Genomic DNA, 20959 nt, shown 5'->3' with positions numbered 1-20959 from the left:
TCGGGCTCCGCGTCGATTCAGGGGCGGGTAGTGTAACATGTGGTGTCATTCCCACCCTGACCGAGAAGGCCCATGAGCGCTCCGCTGACCATTATCGGCTCCGGCATGGCGGGCCTCGGCCTGCTGCGCGCCCTGCGCGCCCTCGATGCCGGGCGCCCCGTCACCCTGATCACCGCCGACGGCGGCGACGACTACTCGAAGCCTCTGCTCTCCGCCGGTTTCGCCAAGCGCCTTCCGCCGGATCGCCTGGCGGCGCGCAGCGCCCTGCGGGTAGCCGAGGAACTGGGCGCCGTGGTGCGCACCCACACTCGGGTCGAGGCCATCGACCTCGCGGCGCGCACCCTGCAGATCGGCGCCGAGGAGCTGCCCTGGAGCGAGCTGGTGCTGGCCACCGGCGCGGCGCCGGCCGTGCCCTTTTCGGTCCCTGACACGCTGGCTGGCCGGGTCTTCACCGTCAATGACCTGGACGACTACCGCGCCTTCCATGGTGCGTTGGCGGCGCTGGGGCGGCCGGGCCGGGTGGCCATCGTCGGCGCCGGCCTGGTGGGCTGCGAGTTTGCCAACGATCTGCTCGCCGGCGGCCACGAGGTGAGCCTCATGGCGCCGGAGGCCGCCCCCCTGGTGCGCCTCCTGCCGGAGCCCCTGGGGCGCGCCCTGGGCGAGGCCTTCCAGGAGGCCGGCATGCGGCTGGCGATGGGTGTCGGGGTCAGGGCGATTGAGACGGCCGGCGCCAAGGTGGCCCTGGCCCTGGGCGACGGCAACCGGTGCGAGGCCGACCTGATACTGGTGGCCACCGGCCTCAAGCCGCGTACGGCCCTGGCCGAGGCGGCGGGCCTGGCGGTCAGCGCCGCGGGCATCCCTACCGATCGTCACCTGGCGACCGCGGCGCCCGGCGTTCATGCCCTGGGCGATGCGGCCTGTGTCGACGGGGTGAACGCCATGTACGTGCAGCCCCTGCAGGCCGGCGCCAAGGCACTGGCGCGCACCCTCACCGGTACGCCTACGCCGGTCCATTACGGGCCCTGGCCGGTGGTGGTCAAGACGCCGCTGCTGCCGGTGGTGGCCCTGCCGCCGGCCCGACCGCCGGCACGCTGGCGCATCGAGGGCAAGGCCGGCGACCTCGCCGCCCTGGCAGAATCGGAAGACGGACGTTTGATCGGTTTTGCGTTGACAGGGGCCTGTGTCCGTCGGAAAGTTGAACTGGCGCGGGTTGCGCCGCCGTTGCTAGGCTAGGTCTCGACAACAAGACCCCGGCGACAGGCGCCCGGGGAGGATGCCAATACCAGGAGGGCAGTATGCGTAAGCCAGAACTCGCCGCGGCGATTGCCGATCGTGCCGATCTTTCCAAGGACAAGGCGAGCCAGGTGCTCAACGTGATCCTCGACGAGATCACCGGGAGCGTGGCCCAGGGGCAGGACGTGTCCTTGATCGGCTTCGGCACCTTCACCGTGCGTGAGCGGGCGGCGCGGACCGGCAAGAACCCCCAGACCGGCCAACCGCTGACCATCCCGGCCAGCAAGACCGTGGCCTTCAAGCCGGGCAAGGGCCTCAAGGACGCCGTGGCCAAGTAAAGCGACGCAATGCGCCAGGCGGCCCGCTCCGGTGGGCCGCGGTGGCTTACCCCTCCCTGGTTCCGGTGGCGAGACGACATGAAGCTGCGACTGATGCTCTGGCTACTGGCCTTCCTGCTCAAGCGCGCCCTGCGCCGCAAGGCCCGTTTCCGCGAGCTCCTTTCCGAGATGCGTGGGCTGGACTGGGGGATCGCCACCGAGGACCTCGCCATCGCCCGCCATTACCGCATGTCCCCCGGCGGTGTCCAGAGCGGGCGCGGCTTGCCGGTGGACCTCGACCTCGAACTGCGCTTCGAGGATGAGGCCACCGCGCTCAAGGTGCTCAAGAAGCCCACCCAGCAGGCCTTCCTCGACGGCATGATGGAAGGCACCGTGCGCCTGGTCGGCGATTCCGCCGACCTGCAGAAACTGCAGCGGTTGCTGAAACATCTATGAAGGACCCAGGAACCAGCGGCTAGATGACGCTGACGCTTGAGTGATGTCGTGGATTGCCCTTGATCGCCCGGTACCTGACCGGCTTATCCTTAAGACCTTGGCCCTTGGCCCTTGGCCCTTGGCCCTTGGCCCTTGGCCCTTGGCCCTTGGCCCTTGGCCCTGTCACACCTGCCCATAGCGGCCCGCTTCCTCGCCCAGCCAGCGCCTGATCAGCGGCCGGCTCGCCTCCGGGTGCGTGGCCAGCAGCGCCGCGGCCAGGGGAGCGACCCGTTCCAGCAGGTCGGCGTCGCGCTCCAGGTCGGCGATCTTCATCTGGGCCAGGCCCGTCTGGCGGGTGCCCAGCACCTCGCCGGGACCGCGCAGCTCCAGGTCCTTCTCGGCGATGCGAAAGCCGTCGTTGGTCTCGCGCATCACCGCCAGGCGCTCCTTGGAGTGGGCCGACAGCGGCGGATGATAGAGCAGCACGCAGAAGCTCACCGTGGAACCGCGCCCCACGCGCCCGCGCAGCTGATGCAGTTGAGAGAGTCCGAGCCGCTCCGGATTCTCGATGATCATCAGGCTGGCGTTGGGCACATCGACCCCCACCTCGATCACCGTGGTGGCCACCAGCAGATCCAGTTCGCCGGCCTTGAAGGCGTCCATCACCGCGGCCTTCTCGGTCGCCTTCATGCGCCCATGGACCAGGCCGATGGTGAGTTCCGGCAGGGCCTCGGTGAGCTCGTCGCGGGTCGCCTCGGCGGCCTGGCACTCCAGCACCTCGGACTCCTCGATCAGGGTGCAGACCCAGTAGGCCTGGCGGCCTTCGACGCAGGCGTGGCGAATTCGCGCCACCACCTCGGGACGCCTCTCGTCGGGCATTGCCACCGTCTTCACGGGAGTGCGTCCGGGGGGGAGCTCGTCGATCACCGAGACGTCCAGGTCGGCGTAGGCGCTCATCGCCAGGGTGCGGGGAATGGGGGTGGCGGTCATTACCAGCTGGTGAGGCGTCAGGCCGCCGGCCTCGCCCTTCTCGCCCTTTTTGCCTTTCTCACGTAGCGCCAGGCGCTGGTGCACGCCGAAGCGATGCTGTTCGTCGATGATGGCCAGGCCCAGACGCTGGAAGTGGACGTCGCCCTGGAACAGGGCGTGGGTGCCCACCACCATGCGCGCGCGGCCGTCCCGGATGGCCGCCTTGGTGTCCAGGCGCGTCTTGCCCTTGAGCTTGCCGGAGAGCCAGGCCACCTCGATGCCGAGCGGTTCGAACCAGGCCCGGAAGGCGCTGTAGTGCTGCTCGGCGAGGATCTCGGTGGGCGCCATCATTGCCGCCTGGCAGTCTCCGGCGATGGCGGAGAGCGCCGCCATGGCGGCCACCACCGTCTTGCCGGAGCCCACGTCGCCCTGTACCAGGCGCAGCGTGGGCACCTCCCGGGCCAGGTCGGCGCCGATCTCGTCCAGTACCCGGAGCTGGGCGCCGGTCAGCGAGAAGGGCAGCTGGGTGAGGAAGCGTGCCTGCAGGCCGCGCCCGGAGGGCAGCGCCGGGGCGCCATCCTCCTGGATGCGCTGGCGAACTGCCTGGAGGCTGAGGCGGTGGGCCAGCAGTTCCTCCAGGGCCAGGCGACGGCTGGCCGGATGACGACCGCTGGCCAGCTGTTCGGGGTTCACCTCCGGCGGTGGCTGGTGCAGCACATGCAAGCAGTGGTGCAGCTCGGGCAGGCGAAAGCGGGCGCGCAGGTCCTCGCTGATCCAGTCCGGCAGCGCCTCGGGGTGGGCCTCCAGCAGCGCCAGGGCCTGTTCGATCAGGGCCCTCAGGCGGGTCTGGTGCAACCCCTCGGTGGCGGGGTAGATGGGCGTCAGGTGGTCCTCCACCGGCGGGGCGTCGGCCTTGAGCAGTCGATACTCGGGGTGGTAGATCTCGAGCCCGGTGGCGCCAGCGCGGGCCTCGCCGAAGCCGCGCAGCCAGGTGCCGGGCTGGAACTGCTGCTGCTGGGCCGGCGAGAAGTGGAAGAAGCGCAGGCTGAGCAGGCCCGAGCCGTCGCGCAGCCGCACCAGCAGGCTGCGGCGACGACCGCGCACCACTTCGGCGGCCACCACCTCGCCCTCCACCACCGCCTCGTGGCCGGCGCGCAGGGTGCGGATGGGGGTGATGCGGGTGCGGTCCTGGTAGCGCAGGGGCAGATGGAAGAGCAGGTCGGCCACGCTCTCGATGCGCAGCCGGGCCAGCTTCAGCGCCAGCGCCTCGCCGACCCCCTTGAGCGACGTGACCGGCGCGTCGAGTGCGCTCATGTGGTCACGGGGTCGGCCTCGCGGCAGCGGGCAACGGCCTCGGTCACGGCGTCGATCGCCTTGGGCCGCGGGAAGCTGGCCCGCCAGGCGATGGCTACGGTGCGAGCCGGGGCGGGTGGGGCGAAGGGGCGGCTGACCAGCAGGCCGCTCTCGTAGTGGACGGTGCCGATGGCCGAGCGTGGCAGCACGGTGATGCCCAGCTTGGAGGCCACCATGTGGCGGATGGTCTCAAGCGATCCCCCCTCGGCGGTGAGGGTGTTGTTGGGGCTGGCGAGCTTCTGGCTGATGGCCGGACAGGCCTCGAGGATCTGGTCCCGGAAGCAGTGGCCCTCGCCGAGCAGCAGCAGTCGCTCCTCGAGCAACTCCTCCTTGCGGATGACCTCGCGCTCGGCCCAGGGATGGTCGGCGGGCATCAGCACCTCGAACTCCTCCTCGTACAGGGCCTTGGTGACCACATCGGTCTCGGTGAAGGGCAGCGCGATGATGATGGCGTCCAGCTCACCGCTTCTCAGCTTGCGGCGCAGGTTGCCGGTGAAGCCCTCCTCGAGGTAGAGCGGCATCTGCGGGGCGCCTCGGCGCAGCTCGGGCACCAGGTGGGGATACAGGTAGGGACCGATGGTGTAGATGGCGCCGAGGCGCAGCGGGCTCGCCAGCTGGTCCTTGCCGGCGTTGGCCAGCTCCTTGATCACGCTGGTCTGTTCGAGCACCCGCTGGGCCTGCTCGACGATCTTCTCGCCCAGCGGCGTGACCTGGACGGTGGACTTGGAACGTTCGAACAGCGCAATGCCGAGCTCCTCCTCGAGCTTCTTGACCGCCACGGAGAGGGTCGGCTGGGAGACGAAGCAGCGCTCGGCGGCGCGTCCGAAGTGGCGCTCCTGGGCGAGTGTCACGATGTAGCGAAGTTCTGTTAGAGTCATTGGGGTTGCCTTGCAGGCATCCTCTTGAAATTCCAATAGGGACTTTTTATCAGGGGGCAGGGAAAAGGTGAAGACAACAACGCTGATTCTGGGCTGTGGGGATATCGGGATTGGGCTGGGCCAGCGCCTCAAGGCGGCCGGCCAGCGGGTGGTGGGCGTGCGCCGGAATGCGGCGGCGCTGGCCGACAGCGGCCTTGTTGCCGTCGGCGCGGACCTCACCGATCCCGCCAGCCTCGCCGCCCTGCCGGACGCCGACGTGCTGGTCTACGTGGCCAGCGCCGACCGCTTTGAGGAGGAGGCCTACCGCGCCGCCTACCCAGAGGGGCTCAAGGCGGCGCTGGCCGAGTTCGGCGCGCGCAAGCGGGTGCCGAAGCGGGTCTTCTTCGTCTCCTCCACCAGCGTCTATCTCCAGCAGGCCGGCGAGGAAGTCGACGAGGCGAGCCCCGCCGAGCCCACGGGCTTCGCCGGGGCGCTGATGCGCGAGGCGGAGCAGGTGCTGCTCGACCATGAGCTGCCCGGCACCGCCGTGCGTTTCTCGGGCATCTACGGCCCCGGCCGCGACCGCCTGATTCGCCAGGTGAGCGAAGGCCGCATCGCCCCGGCGAGTCCCGCCATGTACACCAACCGCATCCATCGCGACGACTGCGCCGGGGTACTGGCCCACCTGATCGAGCGCAGCCTGGCCGGTGAGGCGGTTGACGACCTCTACCTGGCCAGCGATTGCGAGCCGGCCCCGCTCCACGAGGTGATGAGCTGGCTGGCAAGGCAGCTCAAGGTAGAAGCCACCGAGACCATCCAGTCGCCGCTGCGTCGCCGCGCCAGCAAGCGCTGCAGCAATGCCCGCCTGCTCGCCAGTGGCTATGCGTTCCGTTATCCCAGCTACCGCGAGGGCTACGCCCAGGTGCTCAAGGAGGGCGGCTTCCTGCCCGAGAAGGCCTGATCGCCATTACGTGATCAGGGGCGAGAGCGGTCGCTTGATGCCCTTGGCGGCGATTCGGGCTCAGAGCGGGAACCGGTAGCCCAGCGTCAGCGTCTCGAAGCCATCATTCGGCCGTTTGATGCCGGCATTGGAGTAGTGGGTCAGCGCCAGCGACAGCTCACCGTTGGCCCAGGGCATCCCCACCGCCAGGCGATCCTCGAACTGGAAGGCGGTAGAGAGGTTGCGCGCCTCCACCCGGGTCTTGAGGAAGAGCGCGGCGCCGATCCCCCCCTCCAGGAACAACTCCCGGTCGCCGGCGAAGGTCCAGCGCAGCGCCGGCGACAGCAGCAGCGCGGCGTTGCCCTCCTGCTCCTCGCTGGAGAGCAGCAGCAGGCCGGTGGCCAGCCGCAGGTCCAGCCCGGGAGGCAGGCTCGCCAGGGGAAAGGCCCGGTCGATCTCCACCTTGAGGGCGACCGTGGATTCACTGGTGGCGCCAACGGCGACCTGAAGGTCAGCTATGGCCGGCCCCCCGGCCAGCAGCAGTGCCAGGGCGGCCGCCGCCCGGCTCGATTCGAGAGACATTCCCTTCTCCCCGCATGTCAGTGATGGCTCAGGTCGCCTGCGAGCGCGCCAGAGGGGTGTAGCGGACGTCCTGCCCATTGTTGATCGAATGGATCAGCTCGAGTCGATTATAGCGCCATGCCAGCGCCGGGGCAGGCAGTCCATCGGCATCCAGCCGCCCGGCGCGGCGCAGCAGGGTGATATGGGGCACATAGCGTGAGGGGCGGCCCGGGATGCCGTGGGCTTCCAGGCGGTCCCACAGCGTCTCGTGCAGCCGTTGGAGCGCCGGATCCGGCCGGCTGCCACCCACCCAGACGATGCCCGGCCCCCTGAAGTGGCCCCAGGCATCCAGCTGCCACTTACCGGGCGGCACCGCCAGGCCGTGCATCCAGTCCACCAGCGCGGCAGCCCTCTCCTCGCTCACCTTGCCGAGAAAGGCCAGGGTCAGGTGCAGGTTTTCGTCCGGTGTGCGCCGCCCGCCGCAGCGGGAATGGGCGGCATCGGCCAGTTCACCGAGCCGCTCACGCAGCGCGGGCGGCGGTATCAGCGCCAGGAAGAGCCTCATTGGCCTGTCAGTCGCCGATGACCATCACGGCTTCCGCCTCGAACTGGGCGCCCTTGGGCAGCGCCTTGACGCCCACCGCGGCACGGGCCGGGTAGGGCTTCTCGAAGACCTCCTCCATCACTTGGTTGACCACGGCGAAGTTGCCCAGGTCGACCAGGTAGAGGTTGAGCTTGACGATCTCGCCCAGCGAGCCGGCGGCCTCCTCGCAGACGGCCTTGAGGTTGGTGAAGACCTGGCGGGCCTGAGCCTCGAAGTCGTCGGAGACCAGCTCCATGGTGGCCGGGTCCAGGGGGATCTGGCCGGAGAGGTAGACGGTGTTGCCGGCCTTGATGGCCTGGGAGTAGGGGCCGATGGCGGCGGGCGCCTGGTCGGTGTTGATCACGGCCTTGTTGCTCATGGTGTGCTCCGTTGGATGGGGTGCTGCTCGGGAAAAAGGAAAACGGCCCGGCCGCCCTGGCGAGCTGTCGGACCGGCGGGCGAGGTTCAGTTGCCGAGTCGGGTGATGCGCTCGACGTGGGGGAGGTTGCGCAGGCGCTTGATGATGCGCGCCAGATGGACGCGGTTGCGCACCGAGAGGGTCAGATTCACGGTGACCAGGCGGGCATCGCGCTCCTCGATGCCGATGCGCTCGATGTTGGCCTCGGCATCGGTGACCAGGCCGGCCAGTTCGGCCACCAGGCCGCGGCGGCTCTCCACCTCCAGACGCAGCGCCACCGGAAAGTCCTCGGCGATGTCGTCGGACCACTCCAAGGCGAAGAGCTTGTCCGGGTCGCTCCTGTGTTCGCCCAGATTGCGGCACTCGGCGCGGTGCACCACGATGCCCTTGCCCACCGAGAGGTGGCCGATGACCGGGTCGCCGGGTAGCGGGTGGCAGCAGCGGGCGAACTTGATCACCATGCCTTCGGCACCGCTGATCAGGATGGGGCCATGGGCGCGCTGCTCGCCCTTGCCCGCGGGCGACTCGCCCTGCTGCAGGTCGAGCAGACGGCGCGCCACCACATGGGCGACCCGGGTGCCGAGGCCAATGGACTCCAGCAGGGCCTCATTGTTCTTCAGGCCGAGCTCGACCAGCAGTCCGGCCAGCGGCCCTTCAGGCAGCTCCTCCAGGCTGGTCTCGAACTGCGCCAGGGACTTGTTGAGCAGCCGCCGGCCGAGCTGAACCGCCTCGGTATGCTGCTGGTGCTTGAGCGCGTGGCGAATCGCCGAGCGCGCCTTGGCGGTGGTTACGAAGTTGAGCCAGGCCAGGTTGGGCCTTGCCCCCGGGGCGGTGATGATGTCCAGGGTCTGGCCGCTCTCCAGGCGGGTGGAGAGCGGGGCCAGGTGGCGGTCGATGCGGCAGGCGATGGTGCCGTTGCCGATATCGGTATGCACCGCATAGGCGAAGTCGATCACCGTGGCGCCCTGGGGCAGCTCCATGATGTCGCCCTTGGGGGTGAACACATAGATATCGTCGGGGAAGAGGTCGTTCTTGACGTGCTCGATGAACTCCAGCGAGTCGCCGGCGTAGCGCTGCATCTCCAGCAGGCCCTTGATCCAGGAGCGGGCCCGGGCATGGCTGCCCTCGGCGATGGGGTGCTGGGTCTGGCCCGCCTTGTAGAGCCAATGCGCGGCGATGCCGTTGTTGGCCATGGCCTCCATCTCGCGGGTGCGGATCTGCACCTCGATGGGCATGCCGTTGGAGCCGAACAGGGAGGTGTGCAGGCTCTGATAGCCGTTGGCCTTGGGGATGGCGATGTAGTCCTTGAAGCGCCCGGGTACCGGCTTGTAGAGATTGTGCACCACACCGAGGATGCGGTAGCAGCTGTCGACGTCCTCGCAGATGATGCGAAAGCCGAAGACGTCCATGATCTCGGCGAACGACTTGCGCTGGTCGCGCATCTTCTTGTAGATCGACAGCAGATGCTTCTGGCGGCCGATCACCGTGCCGGACAGCGCCTCGTCGTCGAGGCTCTGCTGCAGGGTGTTCTGGATCTGGCGGATCGCCGAGCGGCGGTGTCCCCGGGCGCTGGAGACGGCGCGCTTGATGCGCTCGGCGCGCATCGGGTGCAGCGCCTGGAAGGAGAGGTCCTCCAGCTCCACGCGGATGGTGTTGATGCCCAGTCGGCTGGCGATGCGGGCGTAGATCTCCAGGGTCTCGCGGGCGATGCGGCGCTTTTTCTCGGGGCGCAGGGCGCCAAGGGTGCGCATGTTGTGCAGGCGGTCGGCGAGCTTGACGATGATCACACGGATGTCGCGGGACATCGCCAGCACCATCTTCTGGAAGTTCTCGGCCTGGGCGACCGCCTTGTCCTCGAAGGCGATCTGGGTCAGCTTGGAGACCCCGTCGACCAGCTCCGCCACCGGCTTGCCGAACTGCTCGGCCAGCGCTTCCTTGCCGACCCCGGTGTCCTCGATCACGTCATGCAGCATGGCGGCCATCAGGCTCTGATGGTCCATGTGCATGTTGGCGAGGATGTTGGCGACGGCGAGCGGGTGGGTGACGTAGGGCTCGCCGGAGCGTCGGCGCTGGCCGTCGTGGGCCTGCTCGGCATAGTAGAAGGCGCGCTTGACCTGCTGGATCTCGCTCTGGGGGAGGTAGCCGCCGAGACGGTCGGCCAGGTCATCGATGGTGAACATGCGGCGCGCCCTGATTCCTGCGTGAGTCTCCCGGGAAGGATGACGGCGCCGAGGCGCCGTCGCGGATCACTCCTCGCCGGCGCCGCCGTAGTAGGGCTCGCGCACCGGACGCACCGCGGCTTCTACCGGCTCGTCGAGAACGCTCGCATCGACCAGGCCGGCGGCGATCTCGCGCAGGGCGACCACGGTGGGCTTGTCGTTTTCCCAGGGCACCAGGGCGTCGCGGGAGCCGCGGGCCAGCTGGCGCGCTCTCGCGGTAGAAATCATCACCAGCTGGAAGCGGTTCTCGACATTTTCCAGACAATCTTCAACTGTGACTCGCGCCATGGGGATGCCTTCCTGAATGCTTGCGGGAACCCGGCGGAGCACGCGCGGCGGTGCGCGGGTGGACGGATTCCACATATGGGTAGACCCGATAGGTTACTCGACGCCCGGTTGCCGTGACAAGCGCTGCAGTGCAGCGCCCGTGTGGCTCAGGAGAGCAGTGCCTGCAGCAGCGGGGCGTGGGCCTGGACCGCCCGGTCGCGACCCAGTCGCTGGGCGATCACCAGCGCCTGCAGCTCGCGCAGGGCGGTGGTGAAGTCGTCATTGATCACCAGGTAGTCGTACTCGTCGTGGTGGGACATCTCGCTCACCGCATCGCGCATGCGCCGCTCGATCACCGCGTGCTCGTCGGTGCCGCGGCTGGCCAGGCGGTGCTCCAGCTCCTCCCGGGAGGGGGGCAGGATGAAGATCGACACCGCATCGGGCAGCTGGCTGCGCACCTGGCGGGCGCCCTGCCAGTCGATCTCCAGGATCACATCCCGACCGGCGGCCAGGGCGGCCTGCACCGCGGGGCGCGAGGTGCCGTAGTAGTTGTCGAAGACCCGGGCGTGCTCGAAGAACTCGCCGCGCTCGATCATCGCCTCGAAGGTCGGTACGTCCACGAAGTGATAGTTCACGCCGTCCACTTCGCCATTGCGGCGCTCGCGGGTGGTATGCGACACCGACACCTGGATGCCGTCGAGGCTCTCGATCAGCTCGCGCACCAGGCTGGTCTTGCCGGCGCCTGAGGGGGCGGAAACGATGAAGAGGGTACCCTGGGGCATGGTCGGCATCCCTGTGTGACAGCTGGATGAGGCGGCATGGGCCGAAGCAAAGCGCGCAGTATCGCACGAATCTGCGCGGCGCTGCAGGCCTACTCGGTGTTCTGGACTTTCGGCTTCTCGATCAAGCGGTTGAGCTCTTCCCGATACGCCTCCAATACCAGGTTTGGCGGCCCACCCTTGCGAGTGATGGCGCTGTAACGGGTGACATAGTGCCAATCCTCGGGGTTCAAGGCGCGCATCTGATGCTTGAGGACCCAGCGTTCGGCGAAGTGCGTCGGCAAATAACCGATATAGCGCCGGGAGAGGATCAGGAAGGCGATGCCTTCCCGGTCGGTGGCCGAGGCGGTGGGCTTGAGCCTCTCGTGGTGGGTCTTGATCGATGGCGCCTGGGCGTAGGCCGGCACCACGGCGTCGAAGTCCGCCAGCTGCTCGACGGAGATGTCCCGGGCGGAGAAGAGCGGATGCCCCGCTGCGCAGTAGAGTCGCGAGGTCTCCTCGTACAGCGGCAGATAGGTCACTCCCGGCAGTGGCTTGAGTGCCGGCACCACCCCCGCGTGCAGGCGACCGTCGAGAACCGCCAGCTCGATCTCGCTGGGCGAAATCATGCGGATATTGATCTGCACGTCCGGCCCTCGCTCCTTGAGGGCGCTCAGTGCATGGGTGATATGCATCTCCGGCATGCTCACCAGGTTGTCGGTGATGCCGATATTGAGCTCTCCCTTCAGCCAGGCGTGCAACCCATTGACTCGAGTGCGAAAGCCCTCCGCCGACGCGAGCAGCTGCAGGCTCGCCTCGTACACCTCGGCGCCCTCATCGGTCAGCGCAAAGCCACTGCGCCCGCGCTGGCAGAGCCGCAGCCCCAGCCGCGTCTCCAGGTCCTTCATGGCCATGCTGATCGCTGCACGGCTGATGCCCAGCTCCACCTCGGCGGCGGAGAAACCACCGCACTCCACCACCTTGCGATAGATGCGCAGCAGACGCAGGTCGGCATCTCCCGGCGGGCCCATGGGGGCTTGCTTTCTCATGCGGTGTTTCCGCGACGCTGTGTCAACCAGAAGCTTACATGAAATCAAGTATTCCTGAATTTAATTGACTCGCTGAGCGGCCTAGTCTGAAGGGACGACACCATACTTCGACCCACAGCGACACCGTTCCGCGAGGCCGCGCCATGACCGCACAAGTGTTTCCCCACGCCGACGGGCTCTCCGCCGAGCAGCTCGACGCCTACTGGATGCCCTACACCGGCAACCGCCAGTTCAAGCGCGATCCGCGCATCATCGTCGGTGCCCAGGGCAGCTACTTCACCGACGACCGGGGCCGGCGCATCTTCGATGGCCTGTCGGGGCTATGGACCTGCGGTGCCGGCCACGGTCGCCGGGAGATCACCGAGGCCGTCAGCCGACAGCTCGCCCAGCTCGACTACGCGCCGGCCTTCCAGTTCGGCCATCCCGGGGCCTTCGAACTCGCCCACCGCCTCCGCGCGCTGACCCCGGAGGGGCTCGACCACGTCTTCTTCACCGGCTCCGGCTCCGAGAGTGCGGACACCTCGCTGAAGATCGCTCGCGCCTACTGGCGCAAGAAGGGCATATCGACGAAGACCAAGCTGATCGGTCGCGCCAAGGGCTATCACGGCGTCAACTTCGGCGGCATCAGCCTGGGCGGCATCGGTGCCAACCGCGCGCTGTTCGGCCAGGGCATCGACGCCGACCATCTGCCCCACACCCTGCTGGCCGAGAACGCCTTCACCCGCGGTATGCCGGAGCGCGGCGCCGAGAAGGCCGAGGAGTTGCTCGAGCTGATTGCCCTGCACGACGCTTCCAACATCGCCGCGGTGATCGTCGAGCCTCTGGCCGGCTCCGCCGGGGTGATTCCGCCCCCTGTGGGCTACCTCAAGCGCCTGCGCGAGATCTGCGATCAGCATGAGATTCTGCTGATTTTCGACGAGGTGATCACCGGCTTCGGGCGCATGGGCGCCATGACCGGCGCCGAGGCGTTTGGCGTCACGCCCGATATCATGAATGTCGCCAAGCAGCTCACCAACGGCGCCGTGCCCATGGGCGGGGTGATCGTCCAGGGCGAGATCTACCAGACCTTCATGGAGCAGGGCGGCCCCGACTACCTGCTCGAGCTGCCCCATGGCTACACCTACTCCGGCCACCCGGTGGCCTGCGCCGCGGCCCTGGCGGCTCTCGACGTGCTGGAGAACGAGCGTCTCATCGAGCGGGTCCGGCAGATGAGCCCGGTCTTCGAGGAGGCCCTGCACGGCCTCAAGGGCGCCCGCTACATCAGCGATATTCGCAACTACGGCCTGGCCGGCGCCCTGCAGATCGAGCCCTACCCCGGCGAGCCGGCGCGGCGCCCCTTCGAGATCGCCATGAAGTGCTGGGAGAAGGGCGTCTACGTGCGCTACGGCGGCGACACCATCCAGCTCGGCCTGCCGTTCATCGTCGAATGCGAGGAAATCGATCGGCTGGTAAATGTCCTGGGCGACGCCATTGGTGCCCTGGACTGAGCCACAGCCCGGCGTTCCCGAAGGAGGGCGGCGGTGTGATGGCCGTGGAACACAGGGAATCTCATCTTGTTCGGTAATTTCCTGGTCCTATTGGCAGGCCCCCAGCGCCACCAGATAGGAGCGGTGGATGTGGTCTTGCATCACTTCCTGGGCTTCGGTTACCTTCCCGGCCAGTGCCAGGGCCACCAGTTGGTCATGCTGCCGGTTGAGGTGCTCGCGCATCTGAGGGGCAGGAGGCGCCAGGCGCCGGTAACGATCAAACTGGTCATAAAGCTGCTCGATGAAGCGCAGCAGCCAGGCAGATCCACAGGGGGCCAGCAGGGTGCGATGGAAGCGCCCGTGCAACCGCTCCCATTCGTCGACCGGCTCCGGGGCCTCATCGGCACGCTTGAGCCGATGGGCGGCGGCCAGCAGCTCGGATTCCCACTCCGCATCGCCTCGCTCGATGGCCCGTTTGAGGGCCATGCCCTCCAATTGGCGACGCATCTCGGCGATATCATCCAGCTCTTCGCGGTTCATGACCGGCACGCGAAAGCCGCGCTGGTTCTCCTGGATCAGCAGCCCGTAGGCCGCCAGGCGGTTGAGCGCCTCGCGCAGCGGGCTCAACCCCACATCGTAGTGCGCCTTCAGGGCACTGATTGCGACCTTTTCCCCGGCCCGGAAACGTCCGTTGACGAGGTCCTGGCGCAGGGTGTCGTAGATGAGACTGGCCCGCGTTGCCCCGCCCTTGCGCTTGGGTGCTCCCATACCCCCTCCCGTGTCTCGCTCCGTGAATGACGGCGACATCCCGAGTTGACGCCGTCTCGATCGTCGACCTATAGTCGAAACTATAATCGATTTTTTAAATCCAGCACGATTAATGAGGCTTTAATCCATGGTTGATGCCGTCGCCGACCCGGAGCTTCGACGCCCATGACCGCCCAGCGCAAGGCGCCACGGGGCGACCTCCTCTGGGCCTTTACCCGCATCGGCCTTCTCGGCTTCGGCGGCGGCCCCGCGATGATCCCCCTGGTGCAGCAGGAGGTGGTCAAGCGCCACGCCTGGATGAGCGACGAGGAATTTGCCGACGTCCTGGCCATCGCCAACACCCTGCCCGGCCCCATCGCCACCAAGATGCCTGGCTACATCGGATATCGGGTCGCCGGAATCCCCGGCTGCGCCATCGCCGTCGGCGCGGTGATCGTGCCCATGATCCTGGCCATGATCCTGCTGCTTGGCGTCTTCAGTCGCTACCGCGACGTCGCCTGGATCCATGGCATGGGGCAGGCGGTGGTCCCGGTGGTGATGGTCATGCTCGCCCAGCTGACCCTGGATTTCTGGAACAAGTCGTGCTTGGCGCTGGGCTGGGCCATCAGCCTGGCCATGGTGGTCGTCGCCGGTGGCCTGATCTATGGCCTGGGCCTGCATCCGGGCTGGGTGATCGGCGCCCTGCTGGCCGCGGCCCTGCTTCGCCCGGGCCGCAAGGCCGCGGAGGCCAACCCGTGATCTACTGGGAGCTGTTCCTGGCCTTCTTCATCCCCAACATCATCGGCTACGGCGGTGGGCCGGCCATCATCCCGCTGATCGAGGCGGAGGTGGTCGGGCGCTACGGCTGGATGAGCGCTCAGGCATTCGCCGAGACTCTGGCGCTCGGCAACGCCCTGCCGAGCCCCATCGCCACCAAGATGGCCGGCCAGGTCGGCTTTGAGGTGGCGGGCGCCGGCGGCGCCCTGGTGGCCGTGCTGGCCACGGTGGTGCCGTCGCTGCTGCTGATGCTGGGCGCCCTGGGGCTGCTCTATCGCCACCGGGAATCCCCCCGGGTCAAGCGCATGAGCCAGTGGGTCCGCCCGGTCATCGCCCTGATGATGGGCTGGCTGACCCTCGGCTTCTTCCTGGAAGGGATTGGCGGTGCCGGCCTGCTCCACACCCTGGTGATCGGCACCGCCGCCGCCATCGCCCTGCTGCGTTTCCGCACCCACCCCGCCTTCGTGGTGCTGGGGGCGCTCGTCTATGGAGGAATAGTTTTAGGGTAAAATAATCCTTAAGGATTAAATATAATTATAAATATATTGTTTATGGAGCGCGCTCTCACTGAAAGCCTTCTCAACCAAGCGAGGGCTTTCGACAATCATAAAACCTAAGGTGAATAAATATGAAGCGCATAAATAACACATTCGTAAAGTTAGCAGTAACCGTGGGGATGACAGGCATTGCATCTGCTCTAGCATTGACGACCAATGTTCAGGCAGCTGAACCTTTCCCAGAAAGGGAGATTCGTGTCATTATCCCATATAGCCCTGGTGGTGCCACAGATGTCATTTTTCGTCTAGCTGGACAAGAAGCAGAAAAGCAGCTTTCTGAATCAATTCTTCCAGTCAATATGGCAGGGGCTGGGGCCACGCTTGGTTCCCGTCATGTAAAAGATGCCAATCCCGACGGACATACCATTTTGGGCAGTCACGACACAATAGCTACTTCTTATCTTTCAGGAGCTGTTGACTATTCGTATGATGCTTTTGAGCCCATAGCGCTTCTGACACAGACAATCAATATGGCTGGTACTTATTCGGAACATCCAGTTAGTAGTGCTGACGAAATTGCTCAATATGTCGCTGACAACGCTGGGGAAGTGACTTTTAGCATGACTCCAAGCTCGACAGATCATTTCTTCTGGGCACAATTTTTTAACACTGTAGGCATTTCAATGGAGGATGTCAGGCTTGTGGGTTATCCGGGTACCAGCGATCAAGTCGAAGCACTCCTTGCAAAAGAAATTGATTTTGCAATGTTAGATATGCCTACGGCTGCCTCTTTCTTCGAATCTGGAAACTTGAAACCACTTGGTGTTGCTCATCATGAAAGGTTAAATAATCTCCCAGATACACCAACTTTTGGCGAGTTGGAAATTGATATGGTTCACTATACAAATCGCGGGCTCTTCGCTCCGAAAGGCACACCTGAGGAAGCCCTTGCTATCTTGGAAAGTGCTTTCGAATCAGCGATGGCGAACGAAGAGTTGCAATTACGCATAGAGAGCGAGCTTGGTTCGCTTGTCAATTTCATTCCTCGGGTAGATTATATTGACTACCTTAATCAGAGCCAAGAAGACTTGTCAGCAGCTGCTGAAACAATAGGTTTTAACAAGTAATTATTGCCGCGGTTAACTTTTTTATAGATAAAAAAGCTGGCCGCGGTTTTTTTGTGAGAATACCCATGATTACTAAAGATCGTTTTTTTTCCGTAGTAATGATGTTAATTGTGGCAATGCTTTTTTATGAATCAGGTAATATACCGCAAAGGACAAGCTGGCAACCACACGGTTCGGCTCTATTTCCGAGGATTCTGTTAGGCATCATTGCTATTTTGTCAGTAATAATATTTATTAAATCTATGGTTAAAGATGGTTTTGAAACCCAGTTTAATGTTAAATCTTTTTTAGTAAAGATTAATGAAAAATCGAAAAGCATTGGGCTTTTCGTATTATTTGGTACCTATGCGTTATTGCTTCCTCACGCAGGATACCTGCTTGCTACATTGTGCTTTATGGCTGCTTCTCAAGCGCTTTTGATGGGATTTAACACGTTAAACAAAATAATAACTATTTTATTAACCACGTTCGGCGTCGTGCCGACAATTTACTTAATATTCCGGCATGGACTAAAAATATGGCTCCCATGAGAAGGAATCAATAAATGCTGAATTCGCTATCACTATCTATAGCAGAAATTGGTAATCTTTACACACTGTCATTGATACTAATTGGTGTAATCTTCGGCATCATAGGGGGAAGTATACCGGGATTCACAATAACCATGGCAATATTGGTGGTGTTTCCTTTTACTTTTGCAATGAATCCGGTGGATGCTATTGCACTTATGACCGCTGTATTAGTTGGTGGTTATTCGGGGGGGATAGTTTCTGGCGTTATGCTTGGGATACCAGGAACTCCGTCTTCAATTACGACTGTTTATGATGGTTACCCAATGGCGCAAAAAGGTGAGCCTGGGCGCGCTTTGGGCATTGGAATGCTAGCATCATTTTTCGGAGCAATCATTGGCTGCATCATACTTATAATGTTTGGGCCTATTATTGCTCGATATAGTATGAATTTCAGGCCTTGGGAGATAACAGGATTAATAATATTTGCACTAACGCTTGTGTCTGGGCTTTCCAATGGACAAATTTTAAAGGGGTTATTGGCTGCTGCAATAGGTATTTTTATTACCACAGTAGGGTACGATAGAAATAGTAATACTAGATTTGATTTTGATATCCCATCTCTCTCTTCAGGATTTGAAATGCTGCCAGTCATGATTGGTGTGTTTGCATTTACCCAGTTAATGAGCAACATTGAAGATAAAAGGGGATCAAAAAGTAACAAAGGATTAACGGCTTCAAGCTTATCTTTTCCAATTAGGTCTGTAATAAAAGATATTTCACTCCAAAAAATAAATATTGTGAGGTCATCGGTTATAGGAAGTCTTATAGGTGCCCTGCCAGGTACAGGCGGCACAGTCGCAAACTTCATTAGTTATGATCAGGCTAAAAAAGCATCCAAGCATCCGGAGAAATTCGGCACAGGAATCTCTGACGGTATTGTGGCGTCTGAAGCATCAAATAGCGCTTCTCCAGGAGGAGCTTTTATTCCTACATTGGCACTAGGTATTCCGGGCGATTTGACTATGGCTATTATGATGGGGATTTTTATATTGCACGGAATACAGCCAGGGCCATTAATGTTTGAGCAAAATCCTGTGCTCGTAAGCTCTATTTATGTAGCTTTGATGATTGCTGCCTTCATGACTTTAATTAGCCAAATTTTTCTCTGTCGTTGGTTCACCAAAATATCTTCAATCCCACAGCCGATACTAATACCATTAGTTTTGACATTATGTGCTGTTGGCGCCTTCGCACTCAATAATAACCTTTTTGACGTATGGGTCCTATTCCTTTTCGGTATTCTTGGATACCTTTTGTTGAAAAGTGGAGTTCCCCTACCACCGCTAATCCTTGGAGTTGTTCTAGGTGAAACCCTTGAAAACCAGTTGTTTCGTGCATTAGAGCTGGATAGTAGTTTGTTAACATTCTTTACAAGACCGCTTTCTGCTACGTTTCTGTTGCTTACAGTTGCTTCGATATTGTTTTCCATTTATCAAGGCAAAAAGGTAAAGAAAAAAATCCCTATTTTAACAAAAGATAATGACGTTTAAAAAACCCCAAAGGATGCAAAAAAATGAAGAGTGATTCCCTTTATTATCCGACCCCTTCAAAAAGGGTAGTAACATATGGACATAAAGGAATGGTGGCAACCTCCCAGCCGCTGGCCGCCCAGGTGGGCATGAGCATCCTCCAGAAGGGCGGCAACGCCGTGGATGCCGCCATCGCCGCCGCCGCCGCCCTGACGGTGGTGGAACCCACCTCCAACGGCATCGGCAGCGATGTCTTTGCCATCGTCTGGGTGGATGGGAAGCTGCATGGCCTCAACGCCAGCGGCCCGGCCCCCCAGGCAGCGAACATCGAGGCCATGCGGGCGCTCGGCCATGACAGCGTGCCCAACCACGGGGTGCTGCCGGTCACCGTGCCGGGCGCCCCGGCCGCCTGGGCCGTGCTCGCCGAGCGCTTCGGCAAGCTGCCCTTCGCCGACCTCCTGGCGCCGGCCGTGGCGTTGGCCGAGGAGGGCTTTCCGGTATCGCCGGTCATTCACCAGATGTGGAACGACGCCTTCCACGGCTACTCCGCCTACGACGATGCCGCCTTCAAGCCGTGGTTCGAGACCTTCGCCCCCGAGGGCCGGGCCCCGCACCCCGGCGAGCTGTGGTCCTCGCCCGACCATGCCAGCACCCTGCGCCGCATCGCCGAGACTCAAGGCCGCGACTTCTACGAAGGCGAACTGGCCGAGCGCATCGACGCCTTCTTCCGCGAGCATGGCGGCTTGCTGTGCAAGGAGGACCTGGCCCGTTTCGAACCGGAATGGGTCGACCCGATCAGCGTGCGCTACAAGGGTCACGACATCTGGGAGATTCCGCCCAACGGCAGCGGGCTGATCGTGCTGCAGGCGCTGGGCATGCTGGAGCGCCTTGGGCCCGAGGGGCGCGATCCGGTGGAGACCCTGCACCGGCGCATCGAAGCCACCAAGCTGGCCTATGTGGACGGCTTCGCCCATATCACCGAGGGCAGCGCCATGCGGCCGAGCGTCGATCAGCTGCTGGCCGACGACTACCTGCAGGCCCGGGCCGGGCTGATCGGCCATGAGGCCCTTGACCCGGTGCATGGCAACCCACTTACCGGCGGCACCGTCTACCTGGCCACCGCCGATGGCGACGGCAACATGGTGTCGTTCATCCAGAGCAACTTTAAAGGCTTTGGCTCGGGGATCGTGGTACCCGGCACCGGTATCAGCCTGCAGAACCGTGGCTGGTCATTCTCGATGGACCCGACGCACCCCAACGCCCTTGCGCCGGGCAAGCGCACCTATCACACCATCATCCCCGGCTTCATCACCAGGGACGGTGAGGCGGTGGGACCCTTCGGGGTAATGGGTGGCTTCATGCAGCCCCAGGGCCATGTGCAGGTGGTGACCGGCATGCTCGAGGACCACCTCAACCCCCAGGCGGTTCTCGACATGCCGCGCTGGAAGTGGACCAAGGGCAGGACCGTGGAGGTCGAGCCGCACTTTCCCGACCACCTCGCCCTTGCCCTGGCTCGGCGTGGCCACGACATCGTCAAGGTCGCCGACTCGATCAGCTTCGGTCGTGGCCAGATCATCCTGCGTGATCGCGATACCGGCGTGCTCTCCGGTGGCACCGAACCGCGCACCGACGGTGCTGTCGTGCCCTGGTGAATGCGCTCGTAGGCTCTCTCCTGCCGGGAGAGAGCCGGCCGGCGCCAGCGCCGACGGGACATCGCGTCACTCTGTTCGGCGTCCAAGCCCACACTCATGACGCCAGTTGGGACATCATGAGAGGACATGTAGGAAATGAGCGGCCAACGCCCGGATTCCGACCCCCAGTTGGACACAAGTGATGCTGTCGTCAGCGAATCGAAAAAAACGGCATCACCGGAAAAACGTTGGCTGAACCGTCCCGTAATAGGTGCGGGCATCACCAGTGCGTTAGGGGATTTCTGCTACGAAACCACGACCGTTATCCTGCCCGGCTTGTTAGCTGTGCTGGGCATTCCGGCCGCCGTGCTGGGCCTCATCGAGGGCATTGCCGATGCCATCGCCGCTTTCACCAAGATAGTGTCGGGTTACATCGCGGACAAACTGGGGCATCGCAAGCTGCTGGTGCTGATCGGTTACGGGCTGACCCCGGTCGGGCAGGTTTTGATCGCGCTCGCGGTCGGCTGGCCCCTGCTTCTACTTGGTCGCGTGGTGTCGTGGTTTGGCAAAGGATTACGGGGTCCGCTGCGCGATGCCATCGTGATCCCCCGAGTTCGACACTTCCAGCCCGATTTCGGCCCGAAATTGGCACCCGTGGTCTGAGAATTCAGCCACTTAGCCAATTTTGGCCGAACCCTTTGTAGTGACACGTTT

At 63.4% G+C, this 20959-nt stretch carries 22 protein-coding genes; 12 read left to right on the top strand and 10 right to left on the bottom strand.

Going from position 1 to position 20959, the window contains the following annotated elements; translation table 11 throughout:
* Nucleotides 1-72: 72 nt before the first annotated feature.
* From ACR80S_RS08815 to ACR80S_RS08805, 3 genes are all read left to right on the top strand, one after another.
* The gene (locus tag ACR80S_RS08815) at nucleotides 73-1233 is read left to right on the top strand and encodes an FAD-dependent oxidoreductase (RefSeq protein WP_435401109.1); all 1161 of its coding nucleotides are present in this window, start codon (nucleotides 73-75) and stop codon (nucleotides 1231-1233) included.
* A gap of 62 nt (nucleotides 1234-1295) precedes the next feature.
* Nucleotides 1296-1571 carry an HU family DNA-binding protein gene (locus tag ACR80S_RS08810; RefSeq protein ID WP_290906644.1) on the top strand — a complete coding sequence of 92 codons (276 nt, stop codon included), beginning with the start codon at nucleotides 1296-1298 and terminating at the stop codon, nucleotides 1569-1571.
* A gap of 78 nt (nucleotides 1572-1649) precedes the next feature.
* On the top strand, nucleotides 1650-2006 hold the full coding sequence (locus ACR80S_RS08805; RefSeq protein WP_435401110.1) for a hypothetical protein: 357 nt from the start codon (nucleotides 1650-1652) through the stop codon (nucleotides 2004-2006).
* A 162-nt stretch (nucleotides 2007-2168) separates the two neighbouring features.
* Here ACR80S_RS08805 and recG read toward each other — a convergent pair whose 3' ends face one another.
* Both recG and ACR80S_RS08795 read right to left on the bottom strand, forming a co-directional pair.
* The gene (gene recG / locus ACR80S_RS08800; protein ID WP_435401111.1) at nucleotides 2169-4268 is read right to left on the bottom strand and encodes an ATP-dependent DNA helicase RecG; all 2100 of its coding nucleotides are present in this window, start codon (nucleotides 4266-4268) and stop codon (nucleotides 2169-2171) included.
* Nucleotides 4265-5185 carry a hydrogen peroxide-inducible genes activator gene (locus tag ACR80S_RS08795; RefSeq protein WP_435401112.1) on the bottom strand — a complete coding sequence of 307 codons (921 nt, stop codon included), beginning with the start codon at nucleotides 5183-5185 and terminating at the stop codon, nucleotides 4265-4267. The genes recG and ACR80S_RS08795 overlap by 4 nt, the downstream gene beginning before the upstream one ends.
* A 67-nt stretch (nucleotides 5186-5252) precedes the next feature.
* Between ACR80S_RS08795 and ACR80S_RS08790 the strand changes: the two genes are divergently transcribed.
* Nucleotides 5253-6125, top strand: a complete 873-nt coding sequence (locus ACR80S_RS08790) for an SDR family oxidoreductase (RefSeq protein ID WP_435401113.1) — start codon at nucleotides 5253-5255, stop codon at nucleotides 6123-6125.
* A gap of 60 nt (nucleotides 6126-6185) precedes the next feature.
* Here the strand turns inward: ACR80S_RS08790 and ACR80S_RS08785 are convergent, their stop codons facing one another.
* The 7 genes from ACR80S_RS08785 to ACR80S_RS08755 all read right to left on the bottom strand — a co-directional run bounded on the left by ACR80S_RS08785 (nucleotide 6186) and on the right by ACR80S_RS08755 (nucleotide 11959).
* Nucleotides 6186-6686 carry an acyloxyacyl hydrolase gene (locus tag ACR80S_RS08785; RefSeq protein ID WP_435401114.1) on the bottom strand — a complete coding sequence of 167 codons (501 nt, stop codon included), beginning with the start codon at nucleotides 6684-6686 and terminating at the stop codon, nucleotides 6186-6188.
* 28 nt (nucleotides 6687-6714) lie between these two features.
* The gene (thpR, locus tag ACR80S_RS08780) at nucleotides 6715-7230 is read right to left on the bottom strand and encodes an RNA 2',3'-cyclic phosphodiesterase (protein WP_435401115.1); all 516 of its coding nucleotides are present in this window, start codon (nucleotides 7228-7230) and stop codon (nucleotides 6715-6717) included.
* A 7-nt stretch (nucleotides 7231-7237) separates the two neighbouring features.
* A complete protein-coding gene (locus ACR80S_RS08775; protein WP_435401116.1) occupies nucleotides 7238-7627 on the bottom strand; it encodes a RidA family protein in 390 nt (129 codons plus the stop codon).
* 86 nt (nucleotides 7628-7713) lie between these two features.
* The gene (locus ACR80S_RS08770) at nucleotides 7714-9846 is read right to left on the bottom strand and encodes a RelA/SpoT family protein (protein ID WP_435401117.1); all 2133 of its coding nucleotides are present in this window, start codon (nucleotides 9844-9846) and stop codon (nucleotides 7714-7716) included.
* A 66-nt stretch (nucleotides 9847-9912) separates the two neighbouring features.
* Complete coding sequence (rpoZ, locus tag ACR80S_RS08765) at nucleotides 9913-10173, bottom strand: DNA-directed RNA polymerase subunit omega (protein WP_290906664.1); 261 nt, start codon at nucleotides 10171-10173, stop codon at nucleotides 9913-9915.
* 146 nt (nucleotides 10174-10319) lie between these two features.
* Nucleotides 10320-10934 (bottom strand): guanylate kinase, encoded by a 615-nt coding sequence (gene gmk, locus ACR80S_RS08760; protein ID WP_435401118.1) that lies wholly within the window; start codon nucleotides 10932-10934, stop codon nucleotides 10320-10322.
* Between the two features lie 89 nt (nucleotides 10935-11023).
* Nucleotides 11024-11959 carry a LysR family transcriptional regulator gene (locus ACR80S_RS08755; RefSeq protein ID WP_435401119.1) on the bottom strand — a complete coding sequence of 312 codons (936 nt, stop codon included), beginning with the start codon at nucleotides 11957-11959 and terminating at the stop codon, nucleotides 11024-11026.
* A 143-nt stretch (nucleotides 11960-12102) separates the two neighbouring features.
* Here ACR80S_RS08755 and aptA point away from each other — a divergent pair, with 143 nt between their 5' ends.
* Nucleotides 12103-13446: an omega-aminotransferase AptA gene (gene aptA / locus ACR80S_RS08750; RefSeq protein WP_435401120.1), complete on the top strand. Its 1344-nt coding sequence runs from the start codon at nucleotides 12103-12105 to the stop codon at nucleotides 13444-13446.
* Nucleotides 13447-13533: 87 nt separating this feature from the next.
* Here aptA and ACR80S_RS08745 read toward each other — a convergent pair whose 3' ends face one another.
* The gene (locus tag ACR80S_RS08745) at nucleotides 13534-14193 is read right to left on the bottom strand and encodes a GntR family transcriptional regulator (protein ID WP_435401121.1); all 660 of its coding nucleotides are present in this window, start codon (nucleotides 14191-14193) and stop codon (nucleotides 13534-13536) included.
* Nucleotides 14194-14358: 165 nt separating this feature from the next.
* Here ACR80S_RS08745 and ACR80S_RS08740 point away from each other — a divergent pair, with 165 nt between their 5' ends.
* The 7 genes from ACR80S_RS08740 (at nucleotide 14359) to ACR80S_RS08710 (ending at nucleotide 20908) form a co-directional block, all read left to right on the top strand.
* Nucleotides 14359-14931 (top strand): chromate transporter, encoded by a 573-nt coding sequence (locus ACR80S_RS08740; RefSeq protein ID WP_435401122.1) that lies wholly within the window; start codon nucleotides 14359-14361, stop codon nucleotides 14929-14931.
* Nucleotides 14928-15458, top strand: a complete 531-nt coding sequence (locus tag ACR80S_RS08735) for a chromate transporter (protein ID WP_435403033.1) — start codon at nucleotides 14928-14930, stop codon at nucleotides 15456-15458. Before ACR80S_RS08740 ends, ACR80S_RS08735 begins: the two co-directional genes overlap by 4 nt.
* Nucleotides 15459-15577: 119 nt before the next feature.
* Nucleotides 15578-16573: a Bug family tripartite tricarboxylate transporter substrate binding protein gene (locus ACR80S_RS08730; protein WP_435403032.1), complete on the top strand. Its 996-nt coding sequence runs from the start codon at nucleotides 15578-15580 to the stop codon at nucleotides 16571-16573.
* A 65-nt stretch (nucleotides 16574-16638) separates the two neighbouring features.
* Complete coding sequence (locus ACR80S_RS08725; RefSeq protein WP_435403031.1) at nucleotides 16639-17103, top strand: tripartite tricarboxylate transporter TctB family protein; 465 nt, start codon at nucleotides 16639-16641, stop codon at nucleotides 17101-17103.
* A gap of 14 nt (nucleotides 17104-17117) precedes the next feature.
* Nucleotides 17118-18635, top strand: a complete 1518-nt coding sequence (locus ACR80S_RS08720; protein WP_435403030.1) for a tripartite tricarboxylate transporter permease — start codon at nucleotides 17118-17120, stop codon at nucleotides 18633-18635.
* A gap of 23 nt (nucleotides 18636-18658) precedes the next feature.
* Nucleotides 18659-20266, top strand: a complete 1608-nt coding sequence (locus ACR80S_RS08715) for a gamma-glutamyltransferase family protein (protein WP_435403029.1) — start codon at nucleotides 18659-18661, stop codon at nucleotides 20264-20266.
* A gap of 135 nt (nucleotides 20267-20401) precedes the next feature.
* On the top strand, nucleotides 20402-20908 hold the full coding sequence (locus tag ACR80S_RS08710; protein WP_435403028.1) for an MFS transporter: 507 nt from the start codon (nucleotides 20402-20404) through the stop codon (nucleotides 20906-20908).
* Nucleotides 20909-20959: the final 51 nt, after the last annotated feature.

Origin of the sequence: Halomonas salsilacus, from assembly GCF_051216275.1 — a bacterium.
In the GTDB taxonomy this organism is placed as follows: domain Bacteria; phylum Pseudomonadota; class Gammaproteobacteria; order Pseudomonadales; family Halomonadaceae; genus Halomonas.
The sequence above is the reverse complement of the archived record's forward strand: the minus strand, read 5'-3'. Positions and strand labels throughout refer to the sequence as shown.